We start from the raw sequence: 23,225 nt of genomic DNA, 5'->3' as shown, positions 1-23,225 counted from the left end.
GCAAGCCTGGCTACTGACAAAAATGCCAGTTGCCAAAGGCACTTGATGTCGCTGTGCTGGCAGGGTCTGGATACCTGACGTATTCTTAGCGCATCGACTCTCGGGGCGTTCCCGCCTCTTCCCATCCCTGCAATTTCAACTCGGAGTTCGCCGACATGGCTGCTGCTTGGGTGCGCCTGTGCGCGTTGGTATTGATCGGTGTGTCCAGCGGCGCCGCGCTGGCAAAGGACAAGACACCTTCGGCAATCGTGGTGGGTGGCGGCCTGGCGGGCCTGACGGCAGCCTATGAGCTGCAGAACAAGGGTTGGCAGGTCACCCTGCTGGAGGCCAAGTCGGGCATGGGCGGCCGTTCGGGCCTGGCCACCAGCGAGTGGATCGGCAATGGCAAGGCTCAGCCGGTGCTGAACCAGTACCTCGACCGGTTCAAGCTCGACACCCTGCCCGCACCCGAGTTCGTGCGCACCCCTGGCTACCTGATCGACGGGGAGTACTTCAGTGCCGCCGACCTGACCACCAAGCAACCGGCCACTGCCGAGGCGCTCAAGCGGTACGAGAAGACCCTCGACGACCTCGCCCGTTCGATCGATGACCCGCTCAACCCGCAGGCGAACAGCACCCTGTTCGCCCTCGACCAGATCAACGTGTCCACCTGGCTCGACAAGCTGCAATTGCCGACCACCGCCCGTCAGTTGATCAACCAGCAGATCCGCACCCGCTATGACGAGCCATCGCGCCTGTCGCTGCTCTACTTCGCCCAGCAGAACCGCGTCTACCGTGGCGTCAGTGATCGCGACCTGCGTGCCGCGCGCCTGCCTGGCGGCAGCCCGGTGCTGGCCCAGGCCTTCGTCAAGCAGCTGAAGACCATCAAGACCAGCTCGCCGGTCACGGCAATCGTGCAGGACAAGGATGGCGTCACCGTCAAGGTCGGCAGCACGGACTACAAGGCCGATTACCTGGTGATGGCCGTGCCGCTGCGGGCGCTGGCCAAGATCCAGATCACCCCGGGCCTGGACACCCAGCACGTGGCAGCGCTCAGGGGCACCAACTACGGCTGGCGCGACCAGCTGATGCTGAAGTTCAAGCAGCCGGTATGGGAAAGCCGCGCGCGCATGTCGGGCGAGATCTTCAGCAACGCCGGCCTCGGCATGCTGTGGATCGAGCCGGCGCTCAAGGGCGGTGCCAACGTGGTGATCAACCTGTCGGGTGACAATGCGCGCCTGCTGCAGGCCTTCGGCGACAAGCAGATGGTCGACCAGGTGCTGATCCGCCTGCATGCGTTCTATCCACAGGCCCGTGGCGCGTTCACCGGTTACGAGGTCAAGCGTTACAGTGTCGACGCCGGTACCGGTGGTGCCTACCTGGCCTACGGCCCGGGGCAGATCAGCAAGTACTGGCGCCTGTGGGAGCGCCCGGTGCAGCGCATCACCTTTGCCGGTGAGCACACCGATGCGCTTTACCCAGGCACCCTCGAAGGCGCCCTGCGCAGTGGCCAGCGTGCCGCCAGCCAGGTGCAGGACCTGTTGGCAGGCAAGTCGTTCGACCCGGCCAAGGCCGCAACCGTCGCGGCAGCGGCAACGGCGGGCGCAGCGGTGGCGAAGAAGGACAGCGGCGGGTTCTTCTCACGCCTGTTCGGTGGCGGTGCTGACAAGCCTGAAGTGAAGGCTGCGCCGGTTGCCAAGGCCGAGGAAGTTGCCCCGGCGCCGGCGCCGGCGCCTGCAGCCGCCCCTGCTACCCCTGCACCTGCAGAAGTCGCCAAGGAAGAGCCGGCCAAACCCACCGCGACCAAGGCTGCACCGGCCAAGCATGCCCCGGCGCACAAGCCCGCGGCCAAACAGGCGAAAAAGCCGGTCGAGGTGAAGAAGGCCACGGTCAAATCCGAGCCGGTGAAGAAGCCGTTGGCCGATACCCAGGCCAAGGCAAACTAAAGCCTGTTCTGGCCTCTTCGCGGGCACGCCCGCTCCCACAGCTACAGCGCATTCCTTTGTGGGAGCGGGCGTGCCCGCGAAGAGGCCGGCACTGGAAACCGCTAACTCTCCAACTATTGTTAATGTTTCCTTAATAGGAAACTCGCACACTAACTATCGGATTTATCGATAATCCAGAGCAATTTTTTAAGCTTTTATTCGATACGTTACGCGTTAGTCTGTGCACAGCTTTCACGGGGAATCACGTCATCATGCAACTGCGCAATACACCTTCTCGCTATGGCGTGGTCAGCATCGTCCTGCACTGGGGCGTTGCACTGGCAGTCTTCGGCCTGTTCGGCCTGGGCCTGTGGATGGTCGGTCTCGACTACTACGACCCTTGGCGCAAGGCCGGCCCGGACCTGCACAAGAGCATTGGTCTGGTGTTGCTGGCAGTGATGCTGCTGCGCGTGGTCTGGCGCTTCATCAGCCCGCCACCTCCGGCACCGGCCAACCACGGGGCATTCACCCGCGTGGCGGCCAAGCTGGGGCATCTGGCGCTGTACCTGGGGCTGTTCGCGGTAATGATCGCCGGTTACCTGATCTCCACTGCCGACGGCGTCGGTATCCCGGTGTTCGGCCTGTTCGACGTGCCGGCGCTGATCAGCGACCTGCCTGATCAGGCAGACGTGGCCGGCGTGATTCATCTGTGGTTGGCATGGGGCCTGGTGATCTTCGCCGTGCTGCATGCCCTGGCCGCCCTGAAACACCATTTCATCGACCGTGACGCGACCCTGACCCGCATGCTGGGCCGCAAAGCTTGACTCTCAACCTCAATTGCATAGGAAGGAAGTAAGGATGTTGAAAAAGACTTTTGCCGCTCTGGCGCTCGGTACCGCTCTGTTCTCCGCCGGCCAGGCCATGGCTGCCGAGTACAAGATCGACAAGGAAGGCCAGCACGCGTTCGTCGACTGGAAGATCAGCCACCTGGGCTACAGCTTCATCCACGGTACCTTCAAGGATTTCAGCGGCGACTTCTCCTGGGACAGCGCCAAGCCTGAGGCCAGCAAGATCAGCGTCGACCTGAAGACTGCCAGTGTCTGGTCGAACCATGCCGAGCGTGACAAGCACATCGCCAGCAAGGACTTCCTGGACGTCGCCAAGTACCCGGACGCCAAGTTCGTCTCCACCGCCGTCAAGTCGACTGGCGAGAAGACTGCTGACGTGACCGGCGACCTGACCCTGCACGGCGTGACCAAGCCGGTCACCTTCAAGGCCACCTTCAACGGTGAGGGCAAGGACCCGTGGGGCGGCGAGCGCGCTGGTTTCAACGCCACCACTACCCTGAACCTGAACGACTTTGGCATCAAGGGCCCAGGCCCGACTTCGCAGACGCTGGACCTGGACATCAGTGTCGAAGGCGTGAAGCAGAAGTAAGCATTGCCCAGGCAATAAAAAACGCCGCCCATCGGGCGGCGTTTTTTTATGCCTTGTGCGCGACTCAGCCCTTGCGGGTGAGCAGTGCCGGGCGCTCACCGCGTGGGCGGCTCGGCAGGTCGTCCAGCTGCTCGGGCGTCGGGTAACGGTCGAGCTTGGATTCCTTGCGGATGATCACTGGCTGGTGTTGTTCGCGGGTGCTGCGCACTGCCGGTTCCTGACGCGATGCATCGTCACGGCCGGCCGAACGGCCGCGGCCACCGCCATTGTTGTCACGACGGGCGCCGCCACCGTTGTTGTTGCGTGGGCGCTTGTCGCCGCTGGCGCTGCGCTGCTGGCCGCCTGCATTGCGACCCTGGCCCTGGCCACCGCCATTGTTGCTGCGCTGGCCGCCCTGGCTTTGGCCCTGGCCTTGACCTGCACCACCCGGACGGCGGTTGCGGCCTTGGCCTTTGCCGTTCTGGTAAGGGCTGACGTAGTCGGCGCGGTTACCGAAGTTGTCGATATCGTCGTCCAGGAACTCTTCCGGATCACGGTCGGCAGGTGCTTTTGGGACCGGGCTGTTGCTGGCCTGTTGCTGCTGGCGCGGCTTCTTGTCACGTGGCTTGCGCTGTTGCTGCTGCTTGTCGCCGGACTTTTCCTTGTCGGCCGGTTTTTCCGCAGCTTGCTGCTTGGCCTTGCCTTTGTCCTTGCCTTTGTCTTTGCGGCCGCCGTTGGCGTCTTTGCCGCCTTCGCCACGGGCCTGCTGCTGATTGCGGCCACCGCGGCCATTGTTCTGCTGGCGCTCGCGCACTTCAGGCTTTTCGGCTTCCACCTGGCTGGCATCGAAGCCCATCAGGTCGCCGTCCGGGATCTTCTGCTTGGTGACCCGCTCGATGCTCTTGAGCAGCTTTTCCTCATCCGGCGCGACCATGGAGATGGCTTCGCCCGAACGCCCGGCACGGCCAGTCCGGCCGATGCGGTGCACGTAGTCTTCCTCGACGTTCGGCAGTTCGAAGTTGACCACGTGGGGCAACTGGTCGATGTCCAGGCCACGGGCGGCGATGTCGGTGGCCACCAGCACGCGTACGCTGTTGGCCTTGAAGTCGGCCAGGGCTTTGGTGCGGGCGTTCTGGCTCTTGTTGCCGTGGATCGCGGCGGCGGTCAGGCCGTGCTTTTCCAGGTACTCGGCCAGGCGGTTGGCGCCGTGCTTGGTACGGGTGAACACCAGCACCTGCTCCCAGGCACCCAGCGTGATCAAGTGCGCCAGCAGGGCGCGCTTGTGGCTGGCGGGCAGGCGGTAGACGCGTTGCTCGATACGTTCGACGGTGGTGTTCGGCGGGGTGACCTCGATGCGCTCCGGGTTGTGCAGGAGCTTGTCGGCCAGGTCGGTGATGTCCTTGGAGAAGGTCGCCGAGAACAGCAGGTTCTGGCGCTTGGCCGGCAGGCGGGCGAGGACCTTCTTGACGTCATGGATGAAGCCCATGTCGAGCATGCGGTCGGCTTCGTCGAGGACCAGGATTTCCACGTGGGCCAGGTCGACCTTGCCTTGGCCGGCCAGGTCGAGCAGGCGCCCCGGGCACGCGACGAGCACGTCGACACCCTTGGCAATGGCCTGGATCTGCGGGTTCATGCCGACGCCGCCGAAGATGCAGGCGCTGACCAGTGGCAGGTCGCGGGCGTACACCTTGAAGCTGTCGTGTACCTGGGCGGCGAGTTCGCGGGTCGGGGTCAGGACCAGTACGCGCGGCTGGCGCGGGCCATGACGCTGGGATTTGTCGGGGTGGCCGGCCGGGAACAGGCGCTCAAGGATCGGCAAGGCAAAGCCGCCGGTTTTACCAGTACCAGTCTGTGCGGCAACCATCAGGTCGCGGCCTTGCAACACGGCGGGAATGGCCCGCTGTTGCACCGGGGTCGGCTGGGTGTAGCCCGCTGCCTCGATAGCGCGGACAAGAGCCTCGGAGAGACCGAGGGAAGCAAAGGACATGGGCAATCCTGTTCTCGTGGGGGCTGGGCCCGTTGGGATATTCTGCCTGGCGCGACGGGCATCGAAGGGATGCGATCGCGTCCGGTCCAGCTGGGCTTTCACTGCACATCCGGGAAGCGGAAGGTGGACGCCAAGGGGCGTCTATGCCGATCGGGATGCCTGTTGCGAGGCCGAGCGTCCGGGCGTGAGCCGGGCGGGAAGGCCCGAGTATAACAGAGCTAACGCAGCGTGCTGCGTTCCTGCTGCTCAACGGCGCCGGCAAGATCGCCAGTGTCGCCGATGTAGTGTTCGATAATCGCCTCGAATGCCGGCTCCTGCTTGAAGCGGCGCAGTTCTTCGCTGAACGCCTGAGCCAGCGCTTCATGCCCCGGTTTGCGTGCCAGGCCCAGGTATTGCGCCTGGCGGCTGATGACCAGGGGCAGCTCCTCGACCTGCTGTTCAAGGCCAAGCTGGCGGCGCAGGTAACGCCCGACCAGGCGGTCGGTGACCAGCAGATCGATGCGCCCGCGGATGAGTTTGCCGAAATTGGCTTCGTGGCTCGGGGCGGTCTCGCGGCGGAAACCCGAGGATTCGCTGAACGCCGTGTCGTAGGCGTAGCCCGGCGACGTGCCGACGGTCAGGCCGGCCAGGTCTTCCAGCTGGTGCACGGCATGGCGCCGGTCGCTGGCCTGATACAGCACGAACTGAACATCAGACATGGGTTCTGCCGGGTAGACCATGTAGGTCTTGCGCGACTCGACCTGGAAAATGTCCATCACCCCGTCAGCCTGGCCTTGCTCCACCAGAGCCAGGCAGCGCTTCCATGGCAGGAACTGCCAATCCACTTCGACACCCAGGCGGCGAAACACCTCGGTGGTGACTTCATAGTCGATCCCTCTGGCCTGGCCACCCTCGCGATACACATAAGGCGCCCAGTCGTCGCTGACCAGACGCAGCCGCTCGCCCAGCGCCATCGGGCTCAGGCAGGCGAGCAGCAGGATGCACAACAATTGGGCGATGTGGGGCATGGCGCGAGATTACGCGCTCACCAGGGGCAAGGCCAGTGAAGATGGCTGCCCCCGGTGCGGGCCTCAACGATGGGCAGAACGCAGCAGGTGCGCCTCGACATCCTTGCGCCGGCTGCCCAGTGACAGGCGCAGGCTTGGGTGGCGCAGGCACTGGCGCAACTGCTCGGGTTCGATTCGCCCGTAACGTTCGTTGAGGTTCTCCAGTGCCTTGTCCCACCAGGCCGGTGCGCAAGCGCGGTCGAACTCGTTGGGGTAGGGGTAGCAGCCATACAGCAGCTCGCGCACGAACTGACGCTCGCGGCTGGGCATGGTCAGGCTCAAGGCCTTGTAGCCCAAACGTTGCAGGGTCGGCGGGCGTGGCAGCTGGTCGTTGACCAATACCACGTCGGCTAGCGCCGCCGCCCCCAGTGGGTTGTCGCCGTGCTTGCGTAGCCAGGCCTGGATCTTGGCGCGGAACTGGGCCTTGCGGCTCCAGTAGTGGTGAATGACGTCGGTGCATTGGGCCAGGTCCAGCTTGCGGTAGGCGGCCACCGCCAGGCAGAACTCTTCCAGGGTATAGGCAGTGCGGGCCAGCGGATAGAACTCGTCCATCATGGCAATGGAACGGTCCAGGACATCGGCGTCCTCGGCGCACAGGCCGATCACGCCCGAGTTGACCAGCGGCATCTGGCAGTCGGCCAGGCCGCGTGACTGGAGAATGCTGAGCAGGTTCGTGTACAGCAGGCACTTCTGGTTCTCGCCATAGCGCGCGCCAATGGCGTTGCACAGCAGTGTGCCGGGCTTGACCCGCTGGAACAGTTGCAGCGGTGACTTGCGGAAGAAGGTATCGGTGTCGATCAGCACGGCCTGAGGGTGTTGCTGCAGCACTTGGCGCATCAGCACATGCTTGCTGCGAAAGTGATAGCCGTGGGGCTGGTTCCAGGCCTTGCGGGTTGCCTCGTCGAGCAGATGAACGGTCACCGGCAGTTTGCCGTAAGGCTCGGCATTGTCGGTATAGACCTGGATATCGATGGCCGGGTTGGCGATGTCGCCCAGGCGGGCCAGCGCGCTGACGATGCTGAAGCAGGCTTCCTGGTGGTAGGTGGCCGGGCCAAACGCCAGGTACACGAGCTGGGGACGTGATGGCAGGAAATGTTGCATTGCAGACGACACCTGTCAGATCCAGAAAAAAGTAAGGCTTTAGTCTACGACTAAAGCCCTATGCATTTCAGAATCCGTTGATGCCAAATAGTTTCAGCGTGGCAGCTTCAGGTTGTTCCAGATCGCCAGGCTCGCCTCGGCCTGGTTGAGGGTATAGAAGTGCAGGCCCGGTGCGCCGCCTTGCAGCAACTGCTCGCACATGCGGGTGATGACTTCTTCGCCAAAGGCCTGGATGCTCGCCGTATCGTCGGCATAGGCTTCCAGCTGCTTGCGGATCCAGCGCGGGATCTCGGCGCCGCAGGCATCGGAGAAACGCGCCAGTTTGCTGTAGTTGGTGATCGGCATGATGCCGGGCACCACCGGAATGTCCACGCCCAGTTTCTGCGCGCGCTCGACGAAGTAGAAGTAGCTGTCGGCGTTGAAGAAGTACTGGGTGATGGCACTGTCGGCACCGGCCTTGACCTTGTGCACGAAGTTGCCCAGGTCGGCCTCGAAGTTGCGCGCCTGTGGGTGCATTTCCGGATAGGCGGCGACTTCCAGGTGGAAGTGGTCACCGGTTTCCTGGCGGATGAACGCGACCAGGTCGCTGGCATAACGCAGTTCACCACTGGCCATGCCCATGCCCGACGGCAGGTCGCCACGCAGGGCGACGATGCGCTTGATGCCGGCAGCCTTGTACTCGGCCAGCAGGGCGCGCAGCTCGTCCTTGGTGTCGCCGACGCACGACAGGTGTGGCGCGGCCGGCACCTTCACTTCGTTTTCCAGCTGCAGCACGGTGTTCAGCGTGCGATCGCGGGTGGAACCCCCGGCACCATAGGTGCAGGAGAAGAAGTCCGGGTTGTACGCGGCCAACTGGCGGGCAACGCCCATCAGCTTTTCGTGACCGGCGTCGGTCTTGGTTGGGAAAAACTCGAAACTGTAACGGCGATCTTGGGACATCAGGCGTTCCTCAAGCAGCAAGCCTCAAGCAGCAAGCTGCAAGTAAAAGCCAGATCGGTGAAGGCCGATCTGGCTTGGGCATCGTTCAGGTTTCGGCGTTGGAGCGGGTTGGCTCCAAGCCTGCCGCTTAGTAGCGGTAGGCGTGCGGCTTGAACGGGCCTTCGACGGTCACGCCGATGTATTCGGCCTGTTGCGGGGTCAGCTGGGTGACCACGCCACCGAAGCCACGGACCATTTCCAGGGCCACTTCTTCGTCGAGTTTCTTCGGCAGCACTTCCACGGTCAGGCGCTCGGCCTTCTTGGCGGCTGGCAGTTCGGCGAACTTCTGCTCGAACAGGAAGATCTGCGCCAGCACCTGGTTGGCGAACGAACCGTCCATGATGCGGCTTGGATGGCCAGTGGCGTTGCCCAGGTTCACCAGGCGGCCTTCGGCCAGCAGGATCAGGTAGTCGTCGTTCTGCGGGTCGAAGGTACCTGCGCCGGTGCGGTGGATCTTGTGAACCTGCGGCTTGACCTCTTCCCATGCCCAGTGCTTGCGCATGAAGGCGGTGTCGATTTCGTTGTCGAAGTGGCCGATGTTGCAGACCACGGCACGCTTCTTCAGGGCCTTGAGCATGTTGGCGTCGCAGACGTTGACGTTACCGGTGGTGGTGACGATCAGGTCGATGCGGCCCAGCAGGTCGGCGTTGATGCCGGCTTCGGTACCGGTGTTGATACCGTCCTTGAACGGCGAAACGACTTCGAAGCCGTCCATGCAGGCCTGCATGGCGCAGATCGGGTCGACTTCGGTGACCTTGACGATCATGCCTTCCTGGCGCAGCGACTGGGCCGAGCCCTTGCCCACGTCACCGTAGCCGATCACCAGGGCCTGCTTGCCCGACAGCAGGTGGTCGGTGCCACGCTTGATGGCATCGTTCAGGCTGTGACGGCAGCCGTACTTGTTGTCGTTCTTGCTCTTGGTGACCGAGTCGTTGACGTTGATCGCCGGGACTTTCAGCTCGCCCTTGGCCAGCATGTCCAGCAGGCGGTGCACGCCAGTGGTGGTTTCTTCGGTCACGCCGTGGATTTTCTCCAGCATGGCCGGGTATTTCTTGTGCAGGATCTCGGTCAGGTCACCGCCGTCGTCCAGCACCATGTTGGCGTCCCAAGGCTGGCCATCCTTGAGGATGGTCTGCTCGATGCACCACTCGTACTCCTGCTCGGTTTCACCTTTCCAGGCGAACACCGGGATACCGGCGGCGGCGATGGCGGCGGCGGCCTGGTCCTGGGTGGAGAAGATGTTGCACGACGACCAGCGGACTTCGGCGCCCAGGGCGACCAGGGTCTCGATCAGCACGGCAGTCTGGATGGTCATGTGGATGCAGCCGATGATCTTCGCGCCCTTGAGCGGTTGCTCGGCTTGATACTTGCGGCGCAGGCCCATCAGTGCGGGCATTTCCGATTCGGCGATGATGACTTCCTTGCGGCCCCAGTCGGCCAGGGAAATGTCGGCGACCTTGAAGTCGGAAAAACCAGCAGGCGTGTTTACAGCGCTCATGAGAGCCTCCATTCGTAGTGTGCGAATGGGCGCCGTTGTGCGTTGAGCGTCCGCTTCAGCGGACAACGCCCCAACCGAGCCTGACAGGCCGAGCCTGCTGCAGCGCCCCTCGGATGGGTGGCGGGATGGCTGCCACTGCGGGCAGCCATGTGAATCGGCAGCGATTATAGCCGTGGCTGTGTGACACACCCAAGGCTTTCTGTCGATTTATCGCGACGATAGTCGATGTTCAATGGAGCGCTGGCGGCCGCTCTGCCATCATTACTTCACGTTAGCCAAGCAGGTCAGGAGCACAGATGAACTTTCACACCCGCAAATGGGTAAAACCCGAAGACCTCAACCCCAACGGCACGTTGTTCGGCGGCAGCCTGCTGCGCTGGATCGACGAAGAAGCGGCGATCTACGCCATCGTCCAGCTGGGCAACCAGCGGGTGGTGACCAAGTACATGTCGGAGATCAACTTCGTCAGTGCCTCGCGCCAGGGCGACATCATCGAACTGGGTATCACCGCCACCGAGTTTGGCCGTACTTCGATCACCCTGCGCTGCGAAGTGCGCAACAAGATCACCCGCAAGAGCATCCTCACGGTAGACCGCATGGTCTTCGTCAACCTGGGCGAAGACGGCTTGCCGGCAGCTCACGGGCGGACTGAGATCAAGTATGTCCAGGACCAGTTCCCGGATTCTGCTGTGGAGTGATGATGCTGGGGCCGCGAAGCGGCCCCGGCATTCTCAAGGCTGAGCGCTAACTTTGCGCACTACTCCCCCAATGCTCAAGCCCTGCACCAGGATCGACGACAACACCACGATGTAGGTGATCGACAGCAGCAGGTCACGCTCGTCGCCCATGGGCAGCGACAGCGCCAGGGCCACCGACACGCCGCCACGCAGGCCTCCCCAGGTCAGTACACGGATGGTGCCCTGGGGCACCGTGCGCCAGCGGCGCAGCAACAGGATCGCCGGTGCCACGGTCAGCAGGCGCGAGGCCAGCACCGCCACCGCCAGCACGCCACCCGCCGCCAGGTGCAGCCAGTTGAACGGCAGCAGCAACAGCTCCAGGCCGATCAAGGCGAACAGCAGGGCATTGAGCATGTCGTCGATCAGTTCCCAGAAGCCATCCATGTAGCGGCGGGTCATGTCGTTCATCGCCAGGTTACGCCCCAGGTTGCCGATGATCAGGCCGGCGACCACCATGGCGATCGGCGCCGAAACATGCAGCTCGTAGCACATTGCCGAACCACCGATTACCAGCGCCAGGGTCAGCATGACTTCGACCTGGTACTGCTCGACGCTCTTGATCATGCGGTAGGTGGCATAGCCGATGATGCCACCGAACACCACGCCGCCGATGGCTTCGCGGGCGAACAGGATGGCGGTGTCGGAGACGCTGGGCGTTTCCCCCAGCTGGATGATGCCCAGCAACACGGTGAACACCACCACTGCGGTGCCGTCGTTGAACAACGATTCGCCGACGATGGTGGTTTTCAAGGGTTTGGAGGCGTTGGCGGTACGCAGCGCGCCCAGCACGGCGATCGGGTCGGTCGGGGAGATCAGTGCGCCGAACAGCAGGCAATAGATCAGCGGCACCTGCCAGCCGAACAGGGCGAACACCCAGTGCGACAGGTAGCCGATCACCACGGTGGCGATCAGTACGCCCAGGGTGGCCAGCAGGCCGATCGGCCAACGGTAGCTGCGCAGGTCGCTGAGGTTGACGTGCAGTGCGCCGGCGAACAGCAGGAACGCCAGCATCCAGTGCATCAGCAGGTCGTTGAAGTCGATCTGGTTCATCAGGCCTTCGACGCGTTCTTCCAGGCCAGGGAAGCCGATCAGGCTCAGGCCCTGCAGCATCAGGGAGAACAGCAGCGCCGTGACCATCACGCCGATGGCGGGCGGCAGGCCGATGAAGCGGTAATTGACATAGGTGAGGAGGGTGGTGAGGCAGATAAACGCGGCAACTAATTCAAGCATCCCGATTCCTGTGACAGTGGCTTCCAAGTCGTTACCCGAATGACTCGGGCAGTTCTTTGATGATCTGGCGAGGGGCTCGGGACACAGGATTTGACCAGAATTGTTGGAATCGTTCCGGGCGTACACATCACAGGCAACCCGCACCCCAACGCTATATATTCATCCCTCAAAAACGTCACAAGGACTCAAAGGCGTGCTGGCAACTTCCCTGGTATTGGTCGCCGCCCTGCTGCACGCGACCTGGAACACCCTGATCAAATTCAGCGGCGAGCGCCTGCTGGTGATTGCCAGCATGGACCTCGTCGCGCTGCTGTTCGCCGTGTGCGCAGTGGCCTTCACCGAATTCCCGCCCGCGCAGATCTGGCCTTGGTTGCTGGCTTCGGCGCTGGCCGAACAGTTGTACCGGTTCCTGCTGATCCAGGCCTACCGGGTCGGTGACCTGGGGCTGGTCTATCCTCTGATGCGCGGGCTGTCGCCGCTGGTGGTGCTGGGGCTGACCCTGGCGTTTGCCGGTGAGTCGCTCAGCCAGCAGCAGATCATCGGCATCCTGCTGATCCCGTGTGGCATGGCTTGCCTGTTGTGGCAGGGCGGTGGCGGTGACCGGTTGCCCTGGTCGATGTTGCCGGTGGTTGCGCTGATCGGCCTGTGCATAGGCTGCTACACCTGGTTCGACGGCCAGGCGGTGCGGTTGTGGGGTAAGCCCTGGGACTACCTGGTGTGGTTGACGCTGCTCAGTGCGTGGCCATTCCCGTTGCTGGCCAGCGTGGCGCGGCGGGCGCCGTTCGTGCTGTTCTGGCGCACACAATGGCGCTTGGGGCTGGCGGTGGGCTTCTGTGTGCTGCTCAGCTATGCACTGGTGCTGTGGGCCATGCACCTGGGCTCGGTGGCCGAAGCAGCGGCCCTGCGCGAGTTGAGTGTGATCCTGGTGGTGCTGCTGGGCATGCGCTACCTCAAAGAACCTTTTGGCGGGCCGAGACTCCTAGCTTGCGGGCTGGTCCTGGCGGGCATGCTGGTGATGAAGCTCTAACCCATTTTCGAACGAGGAGTCATGAGCATGACCGTTGCCCTGTGGTGCATCCTGATCGCGCTGCTGTTGAACCCGCTTTGTGCCTTGATCGCCAAGGTCAGCAGTGGCCGCTTCGGCCTGAAGGACAATCATGATCCGCGTGCCTTCCTCGATACGTTGTCGGGCCTGCCAAGGCGTGCCCATGCGGCGCAGCAGAACGGCTACGAGGCGTTCCCGGCGTTTGCCGCAGCGGTACTGGTGGCGGATATCGTCGGCAATGCCGAGCAGGTGACCCAGGATGTGCTGGGGGTGATGTATATCACCAGCCGCCTGCTATATATCATTTGCTACCTGGCGGACTGGGCAGCGCTGCGGTCGCTGGTGTGGTTTGCCGGGTTGGCGATCATCATTTCGTTCTTCGTGGTTTCGGTCTGAAACCGCACCGCCTGCTTCGCGGCGGTTCGACGCCTCGATAAACCCGCTCCCACAGGTCTTGAGATCTGTGCAGCGCCTGTGGGAGCGGGCTTGCCCGCGAAGAATCCACCGCCGATCAAAGCACTTTAGGCACCTCCGGCAGTGGCTTGCCCTTGGGCCAGAGCATCCAGATCTGCCCCTGCTGCTTCATGTTGCCCGCCAGCTCGCCGGCTTGCGGCCCGGTCCCCCAGAACAGGTCCGCACGCACTTCGCCAGCGATTGCCCCGCCGGTATCCTGAGCGCCCACCGGGCGTACCACCGGCGTGCCGTCGGGGCGCGTGGTCGACAGCCACAGCAAGCTGCCCAGCGGGATCACCTTGCGGTCGATGGCCACGCTGTAGCCCGCTGTCAGCGGTACGTTCAGCGAACCGCGCGGCCCCTCGTTGCTGTCCGGGCGGGCACTGAAGAACACGTAGCTGGGGTTGCTGGCCAGCAGCTCCGGCACGCGCTGCGGGTTGGCCATGGCCCAGGCGTGGATGCTGCCCATGGTCACGTCTTCTTTCTTCAACTGGCCTTGCTCCACCAGCCAGCGGCCGATTGGCCGGTAGGGGTGGCCGTTCTGGTCGGCATAGCCCAGCCGCAGCTGGCGGCCATCTTCCAGCTGGACCCGGCCTGAGCCCTGGATCTGCAGGAACTGCAGGTCCATCGGATCGGTAAGCCAGGCCAGTACGGGCGCCTTGACCCCATCGCGGCTGATCACCTCGGCGGTGTCATAGGGTTTGAGCACGCGCCCGTCCAGGCGGCCACGCAGGCGCTTGCCCTTGAGTTCGGGGTATACGCTGGCCAGGTCGACCACGATCATGTCGTCGGGTACGCCATACACCGCCACGTGCGCTGCTTCGGTGCGTTTCAGGCTGCCAGGGTAGACCGGTTCGTAGTAGCCGGTGATCAGGCCGTTGGCGTTGTTGTCGGCGGAGCGCAGGCCATACACCTGCAGGTTCTGCTCAAGGAAGGTGCGCACCTGGGTGGCGCTCGCCGTGTCGCTGCCGGCGGCCTCGCAGGTGGCGGCCCACACCGGGTCGCGTTTGAGCTTTTCGCAGCCGCTGCGCCAGGCATAGAAGCCGGCCAGCAAGTCTTCATCGCTGACCGCAGGCAGGTCTTTCCAGGTGGCCGGGGCATAGGTGGCGATGGCGTGGGGTTCGGGCTTGGCAGTTTCGCCGCCGTTGCAGCCGACCAGCAGGGCGAGTGCCGGGAGTGTCCAGGCCAGATGGCGCAGGGCAGATTTCATCAGTGGGTACCTGTGGCGGGCGAACATGAAGATTCGCCCTTGTGTTTTATGTGGCTATTGGTCTTTGCCTGACAGGCGGCGATACTGGCCGCCCCTTTGCGTAGGCTGAAGTGACCGTGATGTTCAAGCGATTGACCGTAGTACTGCTTGCTGCCCTTGCCCTGACGGCCTGTGACCGGGTCGACCCCAACTCGCCGCTGGGCAAGCGCAAGGCCATTTTCAAGGACATGCTCAAGACCAGCGAAGACATGGGCGGCATGTTGCGCGGCCGGTTGCCTTTCGACGGGGTGAAGTTCGCCGCAGGGGCATTGAAGCTCGATGGCCTGGCCCACGCACCGTGGCAGCATTTTCCCCAGGTGCGCGATGAGGGCGACAGTAGCGCGCGAGCGGACGTGTGGGAGCGTCAGGCGCGTTTCCATGACCTTGCCCGGCAACTGGAAGGCGTGACCGGGGAGTTGGTCGGCGTGACGCGGGCCCAGCCGTTGGACGCGGCGCAGTTGAAGGCACCGATGGACAAGGTCGAGGCGGCTTGCAAGGCGTGCCATACCGAATTCCGCAATCACTGATCGCCTGCCTTCACAGGCGATCAGGCAAGATCAGCGGTCCAGGTCGTCCACGGCTTCCTGCAGCTCTTTACGAGACTCGGCAAGCTTGTCCTTGCGCTTGATGATCTTCTCCGCGTCGCCTTTTTTCTCGGCTTTCTTCAGGTCTTTCTCGCGTTGCGCCACCTCGTGACGCGCATCGAGCACTTTCTGCTCGCGCTCTTTGCGCAGGCCGGCGTCGGTGCAATTGTCAACGCCGCGCAGTGCTTCCTCGAGCCCTGCCACCTGATCGCTGTTGCCATGGTCGCGGGCGATTTTCAGCTGGTTCTCGATGGCGCTGCGCTTGGCGGCGCAACCGGTCAGGCCTTCATCGGGCTGGGCAGCGTGGGCAACGCCAGCCGCGAGACCCAGCGTGGTCAGCAGTGCCAGGGTGGAAATCAATTTCATCAAAGCCTCCTTGAGGGGGCGGGGCAGCAAAAGATGGGGCAAATCCTGCCTTGCTTTTGACGATTTAGGAACCCTTGTTGGATATTTCTGGAACAATCTCGGCGTTTGCCTACAGCTGATTTTGTTAAATCTCATTGCCTCTGGCGGGTGGCTGCAGCCGGGAACCCTTGAATGCCGCTTGCGCTGAGCTGTTGTGCCAGGTCCTGCACGTGCTCCTGCGCGAAAAAAGCCTGTAGCTGGCTGGCGCGGGTTGCGCCGATACCGGGCAAGGCCTGCCATTGCGCAGCTGAGTGGCTGGCGAGGCTGGCCCAGTTGCCTTCGAGTGGCAGGTTGCGCGGTATCGGTACGCCAAGCCCGCTGACCCACTGGGCGAACGGCCGGGTTCGGCCTGCCTCGAAGCTTTGTTGCAGGCGCCTGGCGCGGGTAGCACTGATGCCCGGTAGCTGGGCCAATCGCTCGGCATCCAGCGCCAGCCAGTCTGCCAGCGACATTACCAGCCCCTCCTGCACCAGTCGTCGCCATGTACCGGGCCCGGTGCCTGGCATGGCCAGGCCTTGTTGGCCGCTGAGCCAGGTGAGGCGGGCGATGAACTGCTCCTCGCAGCCTTCGCTAGCTTGCCAGCAGGTCAGGGCGCTGTATTGATCTGGCGCAGGTGCTGCGACGGTATTGCGCTGGGTAGCGCGCAACACCACCTGCTCGAAGCGTGGAATGGTCAACCCTGCCAGGCTGATGGCCACCTGGTCCCCTGGGCGAATGTCGAGCGCCTGCCAGCGAGCCAGCGAGCCCAGGCTCACCTGGGTGACACGACGGTCGTCGAGTTGCACCGGCTGCAACTTCAGGATGGGCGTGATGCGGCCTGTGCGGCCAATGCGAAAGTGCACGTCACGTACCTCGGTCAACGCCTGGGTAAAGGGGTACTTCCAGGCCGCGATCCAGTAAGGCGCATTGCTCTGCCAGCGTTCGGCGGGTGGCCGGGCATTCTGGCGCAGGATCACCCCGTCCGTGGCGAAGGGCAGGGCCGTGCGGTACCAGTGCAGGCGCCAGCGTGCGGCCTCGTCGGTGCTGTGGATGGCTACGCTGAAACGTTGGCTGTCGGGGAAGCCTAGCGCAGCCAGCTGCGCTACACGCGCGCCTTGATCACTCGGCCCTTGCGGCCAGTCCCAGACGAACAGCGCAATGCCTGCGCCGTGTTCACGCGCCAACTGCTTGCGCGCCAACAGCCCCGCGACAGTGGAGCGGGCGTTGACGCTGCCGGCCTGTGCCTGCACATGGTCATCCAGGCGCATGTACAGCTCCCCTTGCAGGGTCAGGTCCAGCGGGCTGGGCAGGTGCCGGTTGATGTTTTCGAGGACTTCGATATGCCGGCTCCAGTCATGCCCCTGGGTGCCGTCACCGCGACTGAGCAGCTGGACCAGCCGGCCTTGGCGATAGACCAGGGTCACCGCGACGCCATCAACCTTCGGTTGCAGCCAGACACCGGTCTTGCCGGCCATCCATTGGCTCACGGCCTGTTCGTCCGGCAGCTTGTCGACGCCAGTGTGGCGGACCGGGTGGGCGATCGGCCCGCGTGCGCTGGCCAGTGAATCCAGCGGGTGCTCCAGTGCAAAGCACCCTTGCAGGTGCAGCAGGTGCAGCAGGCGCTGCCGGCTCTGGTCATAGACCTCGTCGGGCACCAGCGACTCGCCCAGGCGATGGTAGCGGTCATCCCACTGCTGGACGGTCGCGCGCAGGCTGGAGACTTCTGCGCGTGCCCGCTCGACCGACCAGGTCGGGCAACCGTTGGCTTGCGCGTTGAACGATAAATAGAGCAGGAACAGGAGCAGCAATGGCATGGCCAGCATCCTTGCTTGGCGGAGGGGAACCCTCAGCCTAGGCAACGGGAGCGAGCGGCGCGGCGCGCAGTTGTCAGCCGATATGTCATGAAAAAGCCCCTGCCGATCACTCGGCAGGGGCTTTCGTTTACCGCTGCAGGAGAATTACAGGCCGGCAGCGTCACGCAGCGACTGGGCGCGGTCGGTGCGTTCCCAGGTGAAGGTGGTGAAGGTGTCGTCGCCGACAGTCTTCTGCTGCGGTTCGCGGCCGAAGTGACCGTAGGCAGCGGTTTCCTGGTACATCGGGTGCAGCAGGTCGAGCATCTTGGTGATGGCGTACGGACGCAGGTCGAAGCACTCGCGCACCAGCTGGATGATCTTGTCGTCGGAGACCTTGCCGGTGCCGAAGGTGTTGATCGAGATGGAGGTCGGCTGGGCCACGCCGATGGCGTAGGACACCTGGATCTCGCAACGCTCGGCCAGGCCGGCGGCAACGATGTTCTTGGCCACGTAGCGGCCGGCGTAGGCGGCGGAGCGGTCGACCTTGGATGGGTCTTTGCCGGAGAACGCGCCACCACCGTGACGGGCCATGCCGCCGTACGAGTCGACGATGATCTTGCGACCGGTCAGGCCGCAGTCGCCCACCGGGCCACCGATGATGAAGTTGCCGGTCGGGTTGATGTGGTACTGAGTGCCTTTGTGCAGCAGTTCGGCCGGCAGGGTGTGCTTGACGATCAGCTCCATCACGGCTTCCTGCAGGTCTTTCTGGGACACTTCAGGGTTGTGCTGGGTCGACAGAACCACCGCGTCGATACCGACTACCTTGCCGTTTTCATAGCGGCAGGTGACCTGCGACTTGGCGTCCGGGCGCAGCCACGGCAGCAGGCCGGACTTGCGCGCTTCGGCCTGGCGCTCGACCAGACGGTGCGAGAAGCAGATCGGCGCTGGCATCAGTACGTCGGTTTCGTTGCTGGCGTAGCCGAACATCAGGCCCTGGTCACCTGCGCCCTGGTCTTCCGGCTTGGAGCGGTCGACGCCTTGGGCGATGTCCACCGACTGTTTGCCGATGATGTTCATCACGGCGCAGGTGGCGCCGTCGAAGCCGACGTCGGAGCTGTTGTAGCCGATGTCGATGATGACCTTGCGCACCAGCTCTTCCAGGTCGACCCAGGCGGAGGTGGTGACTTCGCCGGCGATGATGGCGACACCGGTCTTGACCAGGGTTTCGCACGCAACGCGGGCGTATTTGTCCTGGGTGATGATGGCATCAAGGACCGCGTCCGAAATCTGGTCGGCGATCTTGTCCGGATGCCCTTCGGACACGGACTCGGAGGTGAAAAGGGAGTATTCGCTCATCTCGACGGGTTCCTAAAATTTACCGATGGTGAGTGTCGCCAGCCGTCCGCTGAAAATGGCGGACCTGGATCTGGAAACCGTTACGCAAGCCCACATAGAGGCTGTCCCCGGGGGCCAGCCCGGCTGCTGCGGCCCAACGGGCCAGGTCGTCCTGCTCGAAGCCGAGCCAGAGGTCGCCGCAGGCGTCCCGCGCCCAACCCTGGTCATGGCTGCACAGTTCGGTGACCAGCAGGCTGCCGCCTGCCTTCACCCGTTTGGCCAGCTGGCGCAGGGCCAGGGCCGGGTCGCTGAAATGGTGCAGCACCATGTTCAGCACAACGCAGTCGGCTTCCACATCCGTTGCACCCAGTGCATCGGCCAACTGCAGGTTTACATTACTCAAGCGTTCGCGTTCGCAGACCTGGCGGGCCAGCTCGAGCATGGTCGGGCTGTTGTCCAGGGCCGTGACCTGGGCGAAGCGCCGTGCCAGGTCTGGCAGGAAGCCGCCATCGCCGGGGCCGACCTCCAGTGCGCTGGCGGCCGGCGCGAAGTTCAGTTTGTCGAGCAGCGCCAGCAGGCTCTCGCGGTATTGCGGCAAGCCGGCGATCAGGTCTTGCTGGGCGCGGAATTTTTCTTCCACGCGCAGGAAGAAGTCCTGGCTGGTGGCGGCGCGGCGTTGCTGCACCTGGGCGATGCGGGCCTGGACATCTTCCGGCAAGGTCAGGCCGTCGACCTCATCGAGCAGGGCCATGTGCAGGCGCCCGCCGAAGCGCTGGCTGTCGGGCAGGGCGCGGCGGTAGAAGATCGCATTGCCTTCGCGCCGGGTGGCCACCAGCTCGGCCTGGGCCAGAACCTTGAGATGGTGGCTCATGCCCGACTGGCCGACGTCGAATATCTGCGCCAGCTCCAGCACGCCGAACGAATCACTGGCCAAGGCGCGCAACACGTTCAGGCGCAGCTCGTCGCCACTGGCCTTGCACAGGGCGGCCAGTGTGTCGCTTTGCTGAGGGATCGGTTGCGCTCGGAGGTTCATGGGGCGGCAGTCTAGACAGGCAAGGCTGCCCTCGCAAGGCCAATATCAAAAAGTTTTGATATTGACTGATGGGCGGGTGGCCCTGGCGGTTTTTTCGCCGTAATGGCGGCCAATCACAGGAAAATCCCCCAACTGCGACCATCCGTCATTGCCCCCGGCCCCCGCAGTGGGCGAAAATGGCCGCCTTTTTTAGTAACACCACCTCTTTCAAGCCCCAGGAGATAAGCGATGCCCAGCCGTCGTGAACGTGCCAACGCCATTCGTGCCCTCAGCATGGATGCCGTGCAAAAGGCCAACAGCGGCCACCCAGGTGCCCCAATGGGCATGGCGGATATCGCCGAAGTGCTTTGGCGCGACTATATGAAGCACAACCCGAGCAACCCAAGCTTCGCCGACCGCGACCGCTTCGTGCTGTCCAACGGCCACGGCTCGATGCTCATCTATTCGCTGCTGCACCTGACTGGCTACGACGTCACCATCGATGACATCAAAGGCTTCCGCCAGCTGCACAGCCGCACCCCGGGCCACCCGGAGTACGGCTACACCCCTGGCGTCGAGACCACCACCGGCCCGCTCGGCCAAGGCATCGCCAACGCCGTGGGCTTTGCCCTGGCCGAGAAAGTGCTGGCCGCCCAGTTCAACCGTGAAGGCCACAACATCGTCGACCACAACACCTACGTGTTCCTCGGCGACGGCTGCATGATGGAAGGCATCTCCCACGAAGTCGCCTCGCTGGCTGGCACTCTGGGCCTGAACAAGCTGGTCGCCTTCTACGACGACAACGGCATCTCCATCGACGGCGAAGTGCACGGCTGGTTCACCGACAACACCCCGGCACGTTTCGAAGCCTACAACTGGCAGGTCATCCGCAACGTCAACGGCCACGATGCCGACGAAATCAAGATGGCCATCGACACCGCGCGCAAGAGCGACCGTCCGACCCTGATCTGCTGCAAGACCATCATCGGTTTCGGCTCGCCGAACAAGCAGGGCAAGGAAGACTGCCACGGCGCACCGCTGGGCAACGACGAAATCGCCCTGGCCCGCAAGGAACTGAACTGGAACCACGGTCCGTTCGAAATCCCTGCCGACATCTACGCCGAGTGGGATGCCAAGGCTGCCGGCGCCAAGGCCGAAGCCGACTGGAACCAGCGTTTCGATGCATACGCCAAGGCCTACCCGGAGCTGGCTGCCGAGTTCAAGCGCCGTGACAGCGGCGAGCTGCCGGCCGATTTCAGCGAGAAGGCCCAGGCCTACATCAACGAAGTGGCCGCCAAAGGCGAAACCATCGCCAGCCGCAAGGCCAGCCAGAACGCGCTGAACGCCTTCGGCCCGATGCTGCCCGAGTTCCTCGGCGGTTCGGCTGACCTGGCCGGCTCCAACCTGACCTTGTGGAAAGGTTGCAAGGGCGTCGAAGCCAACGATGCCAGCGGCAACTACGTGTTCTACGGCGTGCGTGAGTTCGGCATGACCGCGATCATGAACGGCGTCGCCCTGCACGGTGGCCTGGTACCTTACGGCGCGACCTTCCTGATGTTCATGGAATACGCCCGCAACGCCGTGCGCATGTCGGCGCTGATGAAGCAGCGTGTGATCCACGTCTACACCCACGACTCCATCGGCCTGGGCGAAGACGGCCCGACTCACCAGCCGATCGAGCAGCTGACCAGCCTGCGCAGCACGCCGAACCTGGACACCTGGCGCCCCGCCGACGCGGTCGAATCGGCCGTGTCCTGGAAAAACGCCCTGGAGCGCAAGGACGGCCCGTCGGCGCTGATCTTCTCGCGTCAGAACCTGCAGCACCAGGAGCGCGACGCCCAGCAGATCGCCGACATCAGCCGCGGTGGCTACGTACTCAAGGATTGCGCGGGCGAGCCTGAGCTGATCCTGATCGCCACCGGTTCCGAAGTGGGCCTGGCCGTTCAGGCGCAAGCCAAGCTGACCGAACAGGGCCGCAAGGTGCGCGTGGTCTCCATGCCTTGCACCAGCGTGTTCGATGCCCAGGACGCCGCCTACAAGCAGTCCGTACTGCCGGTCGAAGTCGCTGCGCGCATCGCCATCGAAGCCGCCCACGCTGACTTCTGGTACAAGTACGTCGGCCTGGAAGGTCGTATCATCGGCATGACCACCTACGGTGAATCGGCGCCGGCCGCTGCACTGTTCGAGGAATTCGGCTTCACCCTGGAAAACATCCTGGGCACCGCCGAAGAGCTGCTGGAAGACTGATGTAAAGATCTGCGGGCGATGTCGCCCCTGATTCGCGGGCAAGCCCGCTCCCACAGGGTCACATGCAACCTCTGTGGGAGCGGGCTTGCCCGCGAATAGGGCCACGCCACATGCCGCAGGCTGATGACAATAAAACTGTCTCGTGAGCCCCGAATGCCCCACCCGCGTCCCTACAAAGTTGCACTCAACGGTTACGGCCGCATCGGCCGCTGTGTCCTGCGCGCACTGTTCGAGCGGGGGGCAAAGGCCGGTTTCGAGATCGTTGCGCTGAACGACCTGGCCGATCAGGCCAGCATCGAATACCTGACTCGCTTCGACTCCACCCACGGGCGGTTCCCCGGCGAGGTGAAGGTCGACGGCGATTGTCTGCACATCAATGGCGACTGCGTGAAAGTCATGCGCAGTGCCACCCCTGAAGGCATCGACTGGGCCGCCCTGGGCATCGACCTGGTGCTGGAGTGCTCCGGCGTCTACCACACCCGCGCCGATGGCCAGCGTTTCCTCGATGCCGGCGCGCCGCGCGTGCTGTTCTCTCAGCCCATGGCCAGCGAGGCCGATGTCGATGCCACTGTGGTCTATGGCATCAACCAGAGTTGCCTCACCGGCAGCGAACGCCTGGTGTCCAACGCCTCCTGCACCACCAACTGCGGCGTACCGCTGCTGCGCGTGCTGGACCAGGCATTCGGCATCGAATATGTGCAGATCACCACCATCCACTCGGCGATGAACGACCAGCCGGTGATCGACGCCTATCACCACGAAGACCTGCGCCGCACGCGCTCGGCTTTCCAGTCGGTGATCCCGGTGTCCACTGGTCTGGCGCGCGGCATCGAGCGCCTGCTTCCGGAACTTGCCGGGCGAATCCAGGCCAAAGCGGTACGCGTGCCGACCGTCAACGTCTCGTGCCTGGACATCACCCTGCAGACCGCCCGCGACACCAGCGCGGCCGAGGTCAACCGGGTGCTGCGCGAGGCGGCGCAGAGCGGCCCGCTCAAAGGCCTGCTGGCCTATACCGAGCTGCCTCACGCCAGCTGTGATTTCAACCATGACCCGCATTCGGCCATCGTCGATGCCAGCCAGACCCGCGTTTCAGGCCCACGCCTGGTGAACCTGCTGGCGTGGTTCGACAACGAATGGGGGTTCGCCAACCGTATGCTCGACGTTGCCGAACATTATCTGCACGTCGTCCACCCAACCCGCAGCAAACAGCCCTGAAGGACTGCATT

The 23,225-nt window shown here is 63.7% G+C and carries 20 protein-coding genes and 1 riboswitch; of the genes, 9 read left to right on the top strand and 11 right to left on the bottom strand.

Features of this window, described 5'->3' with window-relative positions; all coding sequences use genetic code 11:
* The first annotated feature begins 155 nt into the window (after window positions 1–155).
* The 3 genes from CAF78_RS06535 (at window position 156) to CAF78_RS06525 (ending at window position 3,341) form a co-directional block, all read left to right on the top strand.
* The gene (locus CAF78_RS06535; protein ID WP_085676692.1) at window positions 156–1,925 is read left to right on the top strand and encodes a flavin monoamine oxidase family protein; all 1,770 of its coding nucleotides are present in this window, start codon (window positions 156–158) and stop codon (window positions 1,923–1,925) included.
* Window positions 1,926–2,176: 251 nt separating this feature from the next.
* Entirely contained in the window at window positions 2,177–2,728 is a 552-nt protein-coding gene (locus tag CAF78_RS06530) for a cytochrome b (RefSeq protein WP_085676693.1), read from the top strand.
* Window positions 2,729–2,762: 34 nt separating this feature from the next.
* The gene (locus tag CAF78_RS06525) at window positions 2,763–3,341 is read left to right on the top strand and encodes a YceI family protein (RefSeq protein ID WP_085676694.1); all 579 of its coding nucleotides are present in this window, start codon (window positions 2,763–2,765) and stop codon (window positions 3,339–3,341) included.
* Between the two features lie 64 nt (window positions 3,342–3,405).
* On the opposite strand, the gene CAF78_RS06520 is transcribed toward CAF78_RS06525, so the two are convergent.
* From CAF78_RS06520 to ahcY, 5 genes are all read right to left on the bottom strand, one after another.
* The gene (locus tag CAF78_RS06520; RefSeq protein ID WP_177408503.1) at window positions 3,406–5,307 is read right to left on the bottom strand and encodes a DEAD/DEAH box helicase; all 1,902 of its coding nucleotides are present in this window, start codon (window positions 5,305–5,307) and stop codon (window positions 3,406–3,408) included.
* 218 nt (window positions 5,308–5,525) lie between these two features.
* Entirely contained in the window at window positions 5,526–6,314 is a 789-nt protein-coding gene (locus tag CAF78_RS06515; RefSeq protein ID WP_085676695.1) for an ABC transporter substrate-binding protein, read from the bottom strand.
* A 63-nt stretch (window positions 6,315–6,377) separates the two neighbouring features.
* Window positions 6,378–7,454: a hypothetical protein gene (locus CAF78_RS06510; RefSeq protein WP_085676696.1), complete on the bottom strand. Its 1,077-nt coding sequence runs from the start codon at window positions 7,452–7,454 to the stop codon at window positions 6,378–6,380.
* 93 nt (window positions 7,455–7,547) lie between these two features.
* On the bottom strand, window positions 7,548–8,393 hold the full coding sequence (metF, locus tag CAF78_RS06505) for a methylenetetrahydrofolate reductase [NAD(P)H] (RefSeq protein WP_085676697.1): 846 nt from the start codon (window positions 8,391–8,393) through the stop codon (window positions 7,548–7,550).
* 127 nt (window positions 8,394–8,520) lie between these two features.
* Window positions 8,521–9,930, bottom strand: coding sequence for an adenosylhomocysteinase (ahcY, locus tag CAF78_RS06500; RefSeq protein ID WP_085676698.1), 1,410 nt, complete (start codon window positions 9,928–9,930; stop codon window positions 8,521–8,523).
* Window positions 9,931–9,950: 20 nt separating this feature from the next.
* A riboswitch (S-adenosyl-L-homocysteine riboswitch) is annotated at window positions 9,951–10,047 on the bottom strand.
* A 179-nt stretch (window positions 10,048–10,226) separates the two neighbouring features.
* On the opposite strand from ahcY, the gene CAF78_RS06495 reads away from it, so the two are divergent.
* Window positions 10,227–10,628: an acyl-CoA thioesterase gene (locus CAF78_RS06495; RefSeq protein WP_085676699.1), complete on the top strand. Its 402-nt coding sequence runs from the start codon at window positions 10,227–10,229 to the stop codon at window positions 10,626–10,628.
* Between the two features lie 33 nt (window positions 10,629–10,661).
* Here the strand turns inward: CAF78_RS06495 and CAF78_RS06490 are convergent, their stop codons facing one another.
* Window positions 10,662–11,897, bottom strand: a complete 1,236-nt coding sequence (locus CAF78_RS06490) for a sodium:proton antiporter (protein WP_085676700.1) — start codon at window positions 11,895–11,897, stop codon at window positions 10,662–10,664.
* 193 nt (window positions 11,898–12,090) lie between these two features.
* Here CAF78_RS06490 and CAF78_RS06485 point away from each other — a divergent pair, with 193 nt between their 5' ends.
* Together CAF78_RS06485 and CAF78_RS06480 are read left to right on the top strand one after the other, a co-directional pair.
* A complete protein-coding gene (locus CAF78_RS06485; RefSeq protein ID WP_085676701.1) occupies window positions 12,091–12,924 on the top strand; it encodes an EamA family transporter in 834 nt (277 codons plus the stop codon).
* A gap of 27 nt (window positions 12,925–12,951) precedes the next feature.
* The gene (locus tag CAF78_RS06480; RefSeq protein WP_085676864.1) at window positions 12,952–13,338 is read left to right on the top strand and encodes an MAPEG family protein; all 387 of its coding nucleotides are present in this window, start codon (window positions 12,952–12,954) and stop codon (window positions 13,336–13,338) included.
* A 115-nt stretch (window positions 13,339–13,453) separates the two neighbouring features.
* Here the strand turns inward: CAF78_RS06480 and CAF78_RS06475 are convergent, their stop codons facing one another.
* The gene (locus CAF78_RS06475; RefSeq protein ID WP_085676702.1) at window positions 13,454–14,605 is read right to left on the bottom strand and encodes a murein transglycosylase A; all 1,152 of its coding nucleotides are present in this window, start codon (window positions 14,603–14,605) and stop codon (window positions 13,454–13,456) included.
* A gap of 119 nt (window positions 14,606–14,724) precedes the next feature.
* On the opposite strand from CAF78_RS06475, the gene CAF78_RS06470 reads away from it, so the two are divergent.
* Complete coding sequence (locus tag CAF78_RS06470) at window positions 14,725–15,171, top strand: cytochrome c (RefSeq protein WP_085676703.1); 447 nt, start codon at window positions 14,725–14,727, stop codon at window positions 15,169–15,171.
* A gap of 30 nt (window positions 15,172–15,201) precedes the next feature.
* Here CAF78_RS06470 and CAF78_RS06465 read toward each other — a convergent pair whose 3' ends face one another.
* From CAF78_RS06465 to CAF78_RS06450, 4 genes are all read right to left on the bottom strand, one after another.
* Window positions 15,202–15,594: a DUF1090 domain-containing protein gene (locus CAF78_RS06465; RefSeq protein WP_085676704.1), complete on the bottom strand. Its 393-nt coding sequence runs from the start codon at window positions 15,592–15,594 to the stop codon at window positions 15,202–15,204.
* A 131-nt stretch (window positions 15,595–15,725) separates the two neighbouring features.
* On the bottom strand, window positions 15,726–17,426 hold the full coding sequence (gene ligB, locus CAF78_RS06460) for an NAD-dependent DNA ligase LigB (protein ID WP_085676705.1): 1,701 nt from the start codon (window positions 17,424–17,426) through the stop codon (window positions 15,726–15,728).
* Window positions 17,427–17,570: 144 nt separating this feature from the next.
* Window positions 17,571–18,761: a methionine adenosyltransferase gene (gene metK / locus CAF78_RS06455; RefSeq protein ID WP_085676706.1), complete on the bottom strand. Its 1,191-nt coding sequence runs from the start codon at window positions 18,759–18,761 to the stop codon at window positions 17,571–17,573.
* A 19-nt stretch (window positions 18,762–18,780) separates the two neighbouring features.
* The gene (locus tag CAF78_RS06450) at window positions 18,781–19,773 is read right to left on the bottom strand and encodes a metalloregulator ArsR/SmtB family transcription factor (protein WP_085676707.1); all 993 of its coding nucleotides are present in this window, start codon (window positions 19,771–19,773) and stop codon (window positions 18,781–18,783) included.
* A 228-nt stretch (window positions 19,774–20,001) separates the two neighbouring features.
* Between CAF78_RS06450 and tkt the strand changes: the two genes are divergently transcribed.
* Complete coding sequence (tkt, locus tag CAF78_RS06445; RefSeq protein ID WP_085676708.1) at window positions 20,002–21,999, top strand: transketolase; 1,998 nt, start codon at window positions 20,002–20,004, stop codon at window positions 21,997–21,999.
* A 153-nt stretch (window positions 22,000–22,152) separates the two neighbouring features.
* Window positions 22,153–23,214 carry an erythrose-4-phosphate dehydrogenase gene (gene epd / locus CAF78_RS06440; RefSeq protein ID WP_085676709.1) on the top strand — a complete coding sequence of 354 codons (1,062 nt, stop codon included), beginning with the start codon at window positions 22,153–22,155 and terminating at the stop codon, window positions 23,212–23,214.
* The last annotated feature ends 11 nt before the right edge of the window (window positions 23,215–23,225 follow it).

The organism is Pseudomonas sp. R28(2017), from assembly GCF_002112505.1.
Lineage (GTDB): Bacteria > Pseudomonadota > Gammaproteobacteria > Pseudomonadales > Pseudomonadaceae > Aquipseudomonas.
The sequence above is the reverse complement of the archived record's forward strand: the minus strand, read 5'-3'. Positions and strand labels throughout refer to the sequence as shown.

Bases quoted from the DNA above. Each gene is read 5' to 3' on its own strand.
- CAF78_RS06535 (WP_085676692.1), top strand. From the start codon at position 156: ATGGCTGCTGCTTGGGTGCGCCTGTGCGCGTTGGTATTGATCGGTGTG.
- CAF78_RS06530 (WP_085676693.1), top strand. From the start codon at position 2,177: ATGCAACTGCGCAATACACCTTCTCGCTATGGCGTGGTCAGCATCGTC.
- CAF78_RS06525 (WP_085676694.1), top strand. From the start codon at position 2,763: ATGTTGAAAAAGACTTTTGCCGCTCTGGCGCTCGGTACCGCTCTGTTC.
- CAF78_RS06520 (WP_177408503.1), bottom strand. From the start codon at position 5,307: ATGTCCTTTGCTTCCCTCGGTCTCTCCGAGGCTCTTGTCCGCGCTATC.
- CAF78_RS06515 (WP_085676695.1), bottom strand. From the start codon at position 6,314: ATGCCCCACATCGCCCAATTGTTGTGCATCCTGCTGCTCGCCTGCCTG.
- CAF78_RS06510 (WP_085676696.1), bottom strand. From the start codon at position 7,454: ATGCAACATTTCCTGCCATCACGTCCCCAGCTCGTGTACCTGGCGTTT.
- metF (WP_085676697.1), bottom strand. From the start codon at position 8,393: ATGTCCCAAGATCGCCGTTACAGTTTCGAGTTTTTCCCAACCAAGACC.
- ahcY (WP_085676698.1), bottom strand. From the start codon at position 9,930: ATGAGCGCTGTAAACACGCCTGCTGGTTTTTCCGACTTCAAGGTCGCC.
- CAF78_RS06495 (WP_085676699.1), top strand. From the start codon at position 10,227: ATGAACTTTCACACCCGCAAATGGGTAAAACCCGAAGACCTCAACCCC.
- CAF78_RS06490 (WP_085676700.1), bottom strand. From the start codon at position 11,897: ATGCTTGAATTAGTTGCCGCGTTTATCTGCCTCACCACCCTCCTCACC.
- CAF78_RS06480 (WP_085676864.1), top strand. From the start codon at position 12,952: ATGACCGTTGCCCTGTGGTGCATCCTGATCGCGCTGCTGTTGAACCCG.
- CAF78_RS06475 (WP_085676702.1), bottom strand. From the start codon at position 14,605: ATGAAATCTGCCCTGCGCCATCTGGCCTGGACACTCCCGGCACTCGCC.
- CAF78_RS06470 (WP_085676703.1), top strand. From the start codon at position 14,725: ATGTTCAAGCGATTGACCGTAGTACTGCTTGCTGCCCTTGCCCTGACG.
- CAF78_RS06465 (WP_085676704.1), bottom strand. From the start codon at position 15,594: ATGAAATTGATTTCCACCCTGGCACTGCTGACCACGCTGGGTCTCGCG.
- ligB (WP_085676705.1), bottom strand. From the start codon at position 17,426: ATGCCATTGCTGCTCCTGTTCCTGCTCTATTTATCGTTCAACGCGCAA.
- metK (WP_085676706.1), bottom strand. From the start codon at position 18,761: ATGAGCGAATACTCCCTTTTCACCTCCGAGTCCGTGTCCGAAGGGCAT.
- CAF78_RS06450 (WP_085676707.1), bottom strand. From the start codon at position 19,773: ATGAACCTCCGAGCGCAACCGATCCCTCAGCAAAGCGACACACTGGCC.
- tkt (WP_085676708.1), top strand. From the start codon at position 20,002: ATGCCCAGCCGTCGTGAACGTGCCAACGCCATTCGTGCCCTCAGCATG.
- epd (WP_085676709.1), top strand. From the start codon at position 22,153: ATGCCCCACCCGCGTCCCTACAAAGTTGCACTCAACGGTTACGGCCGC.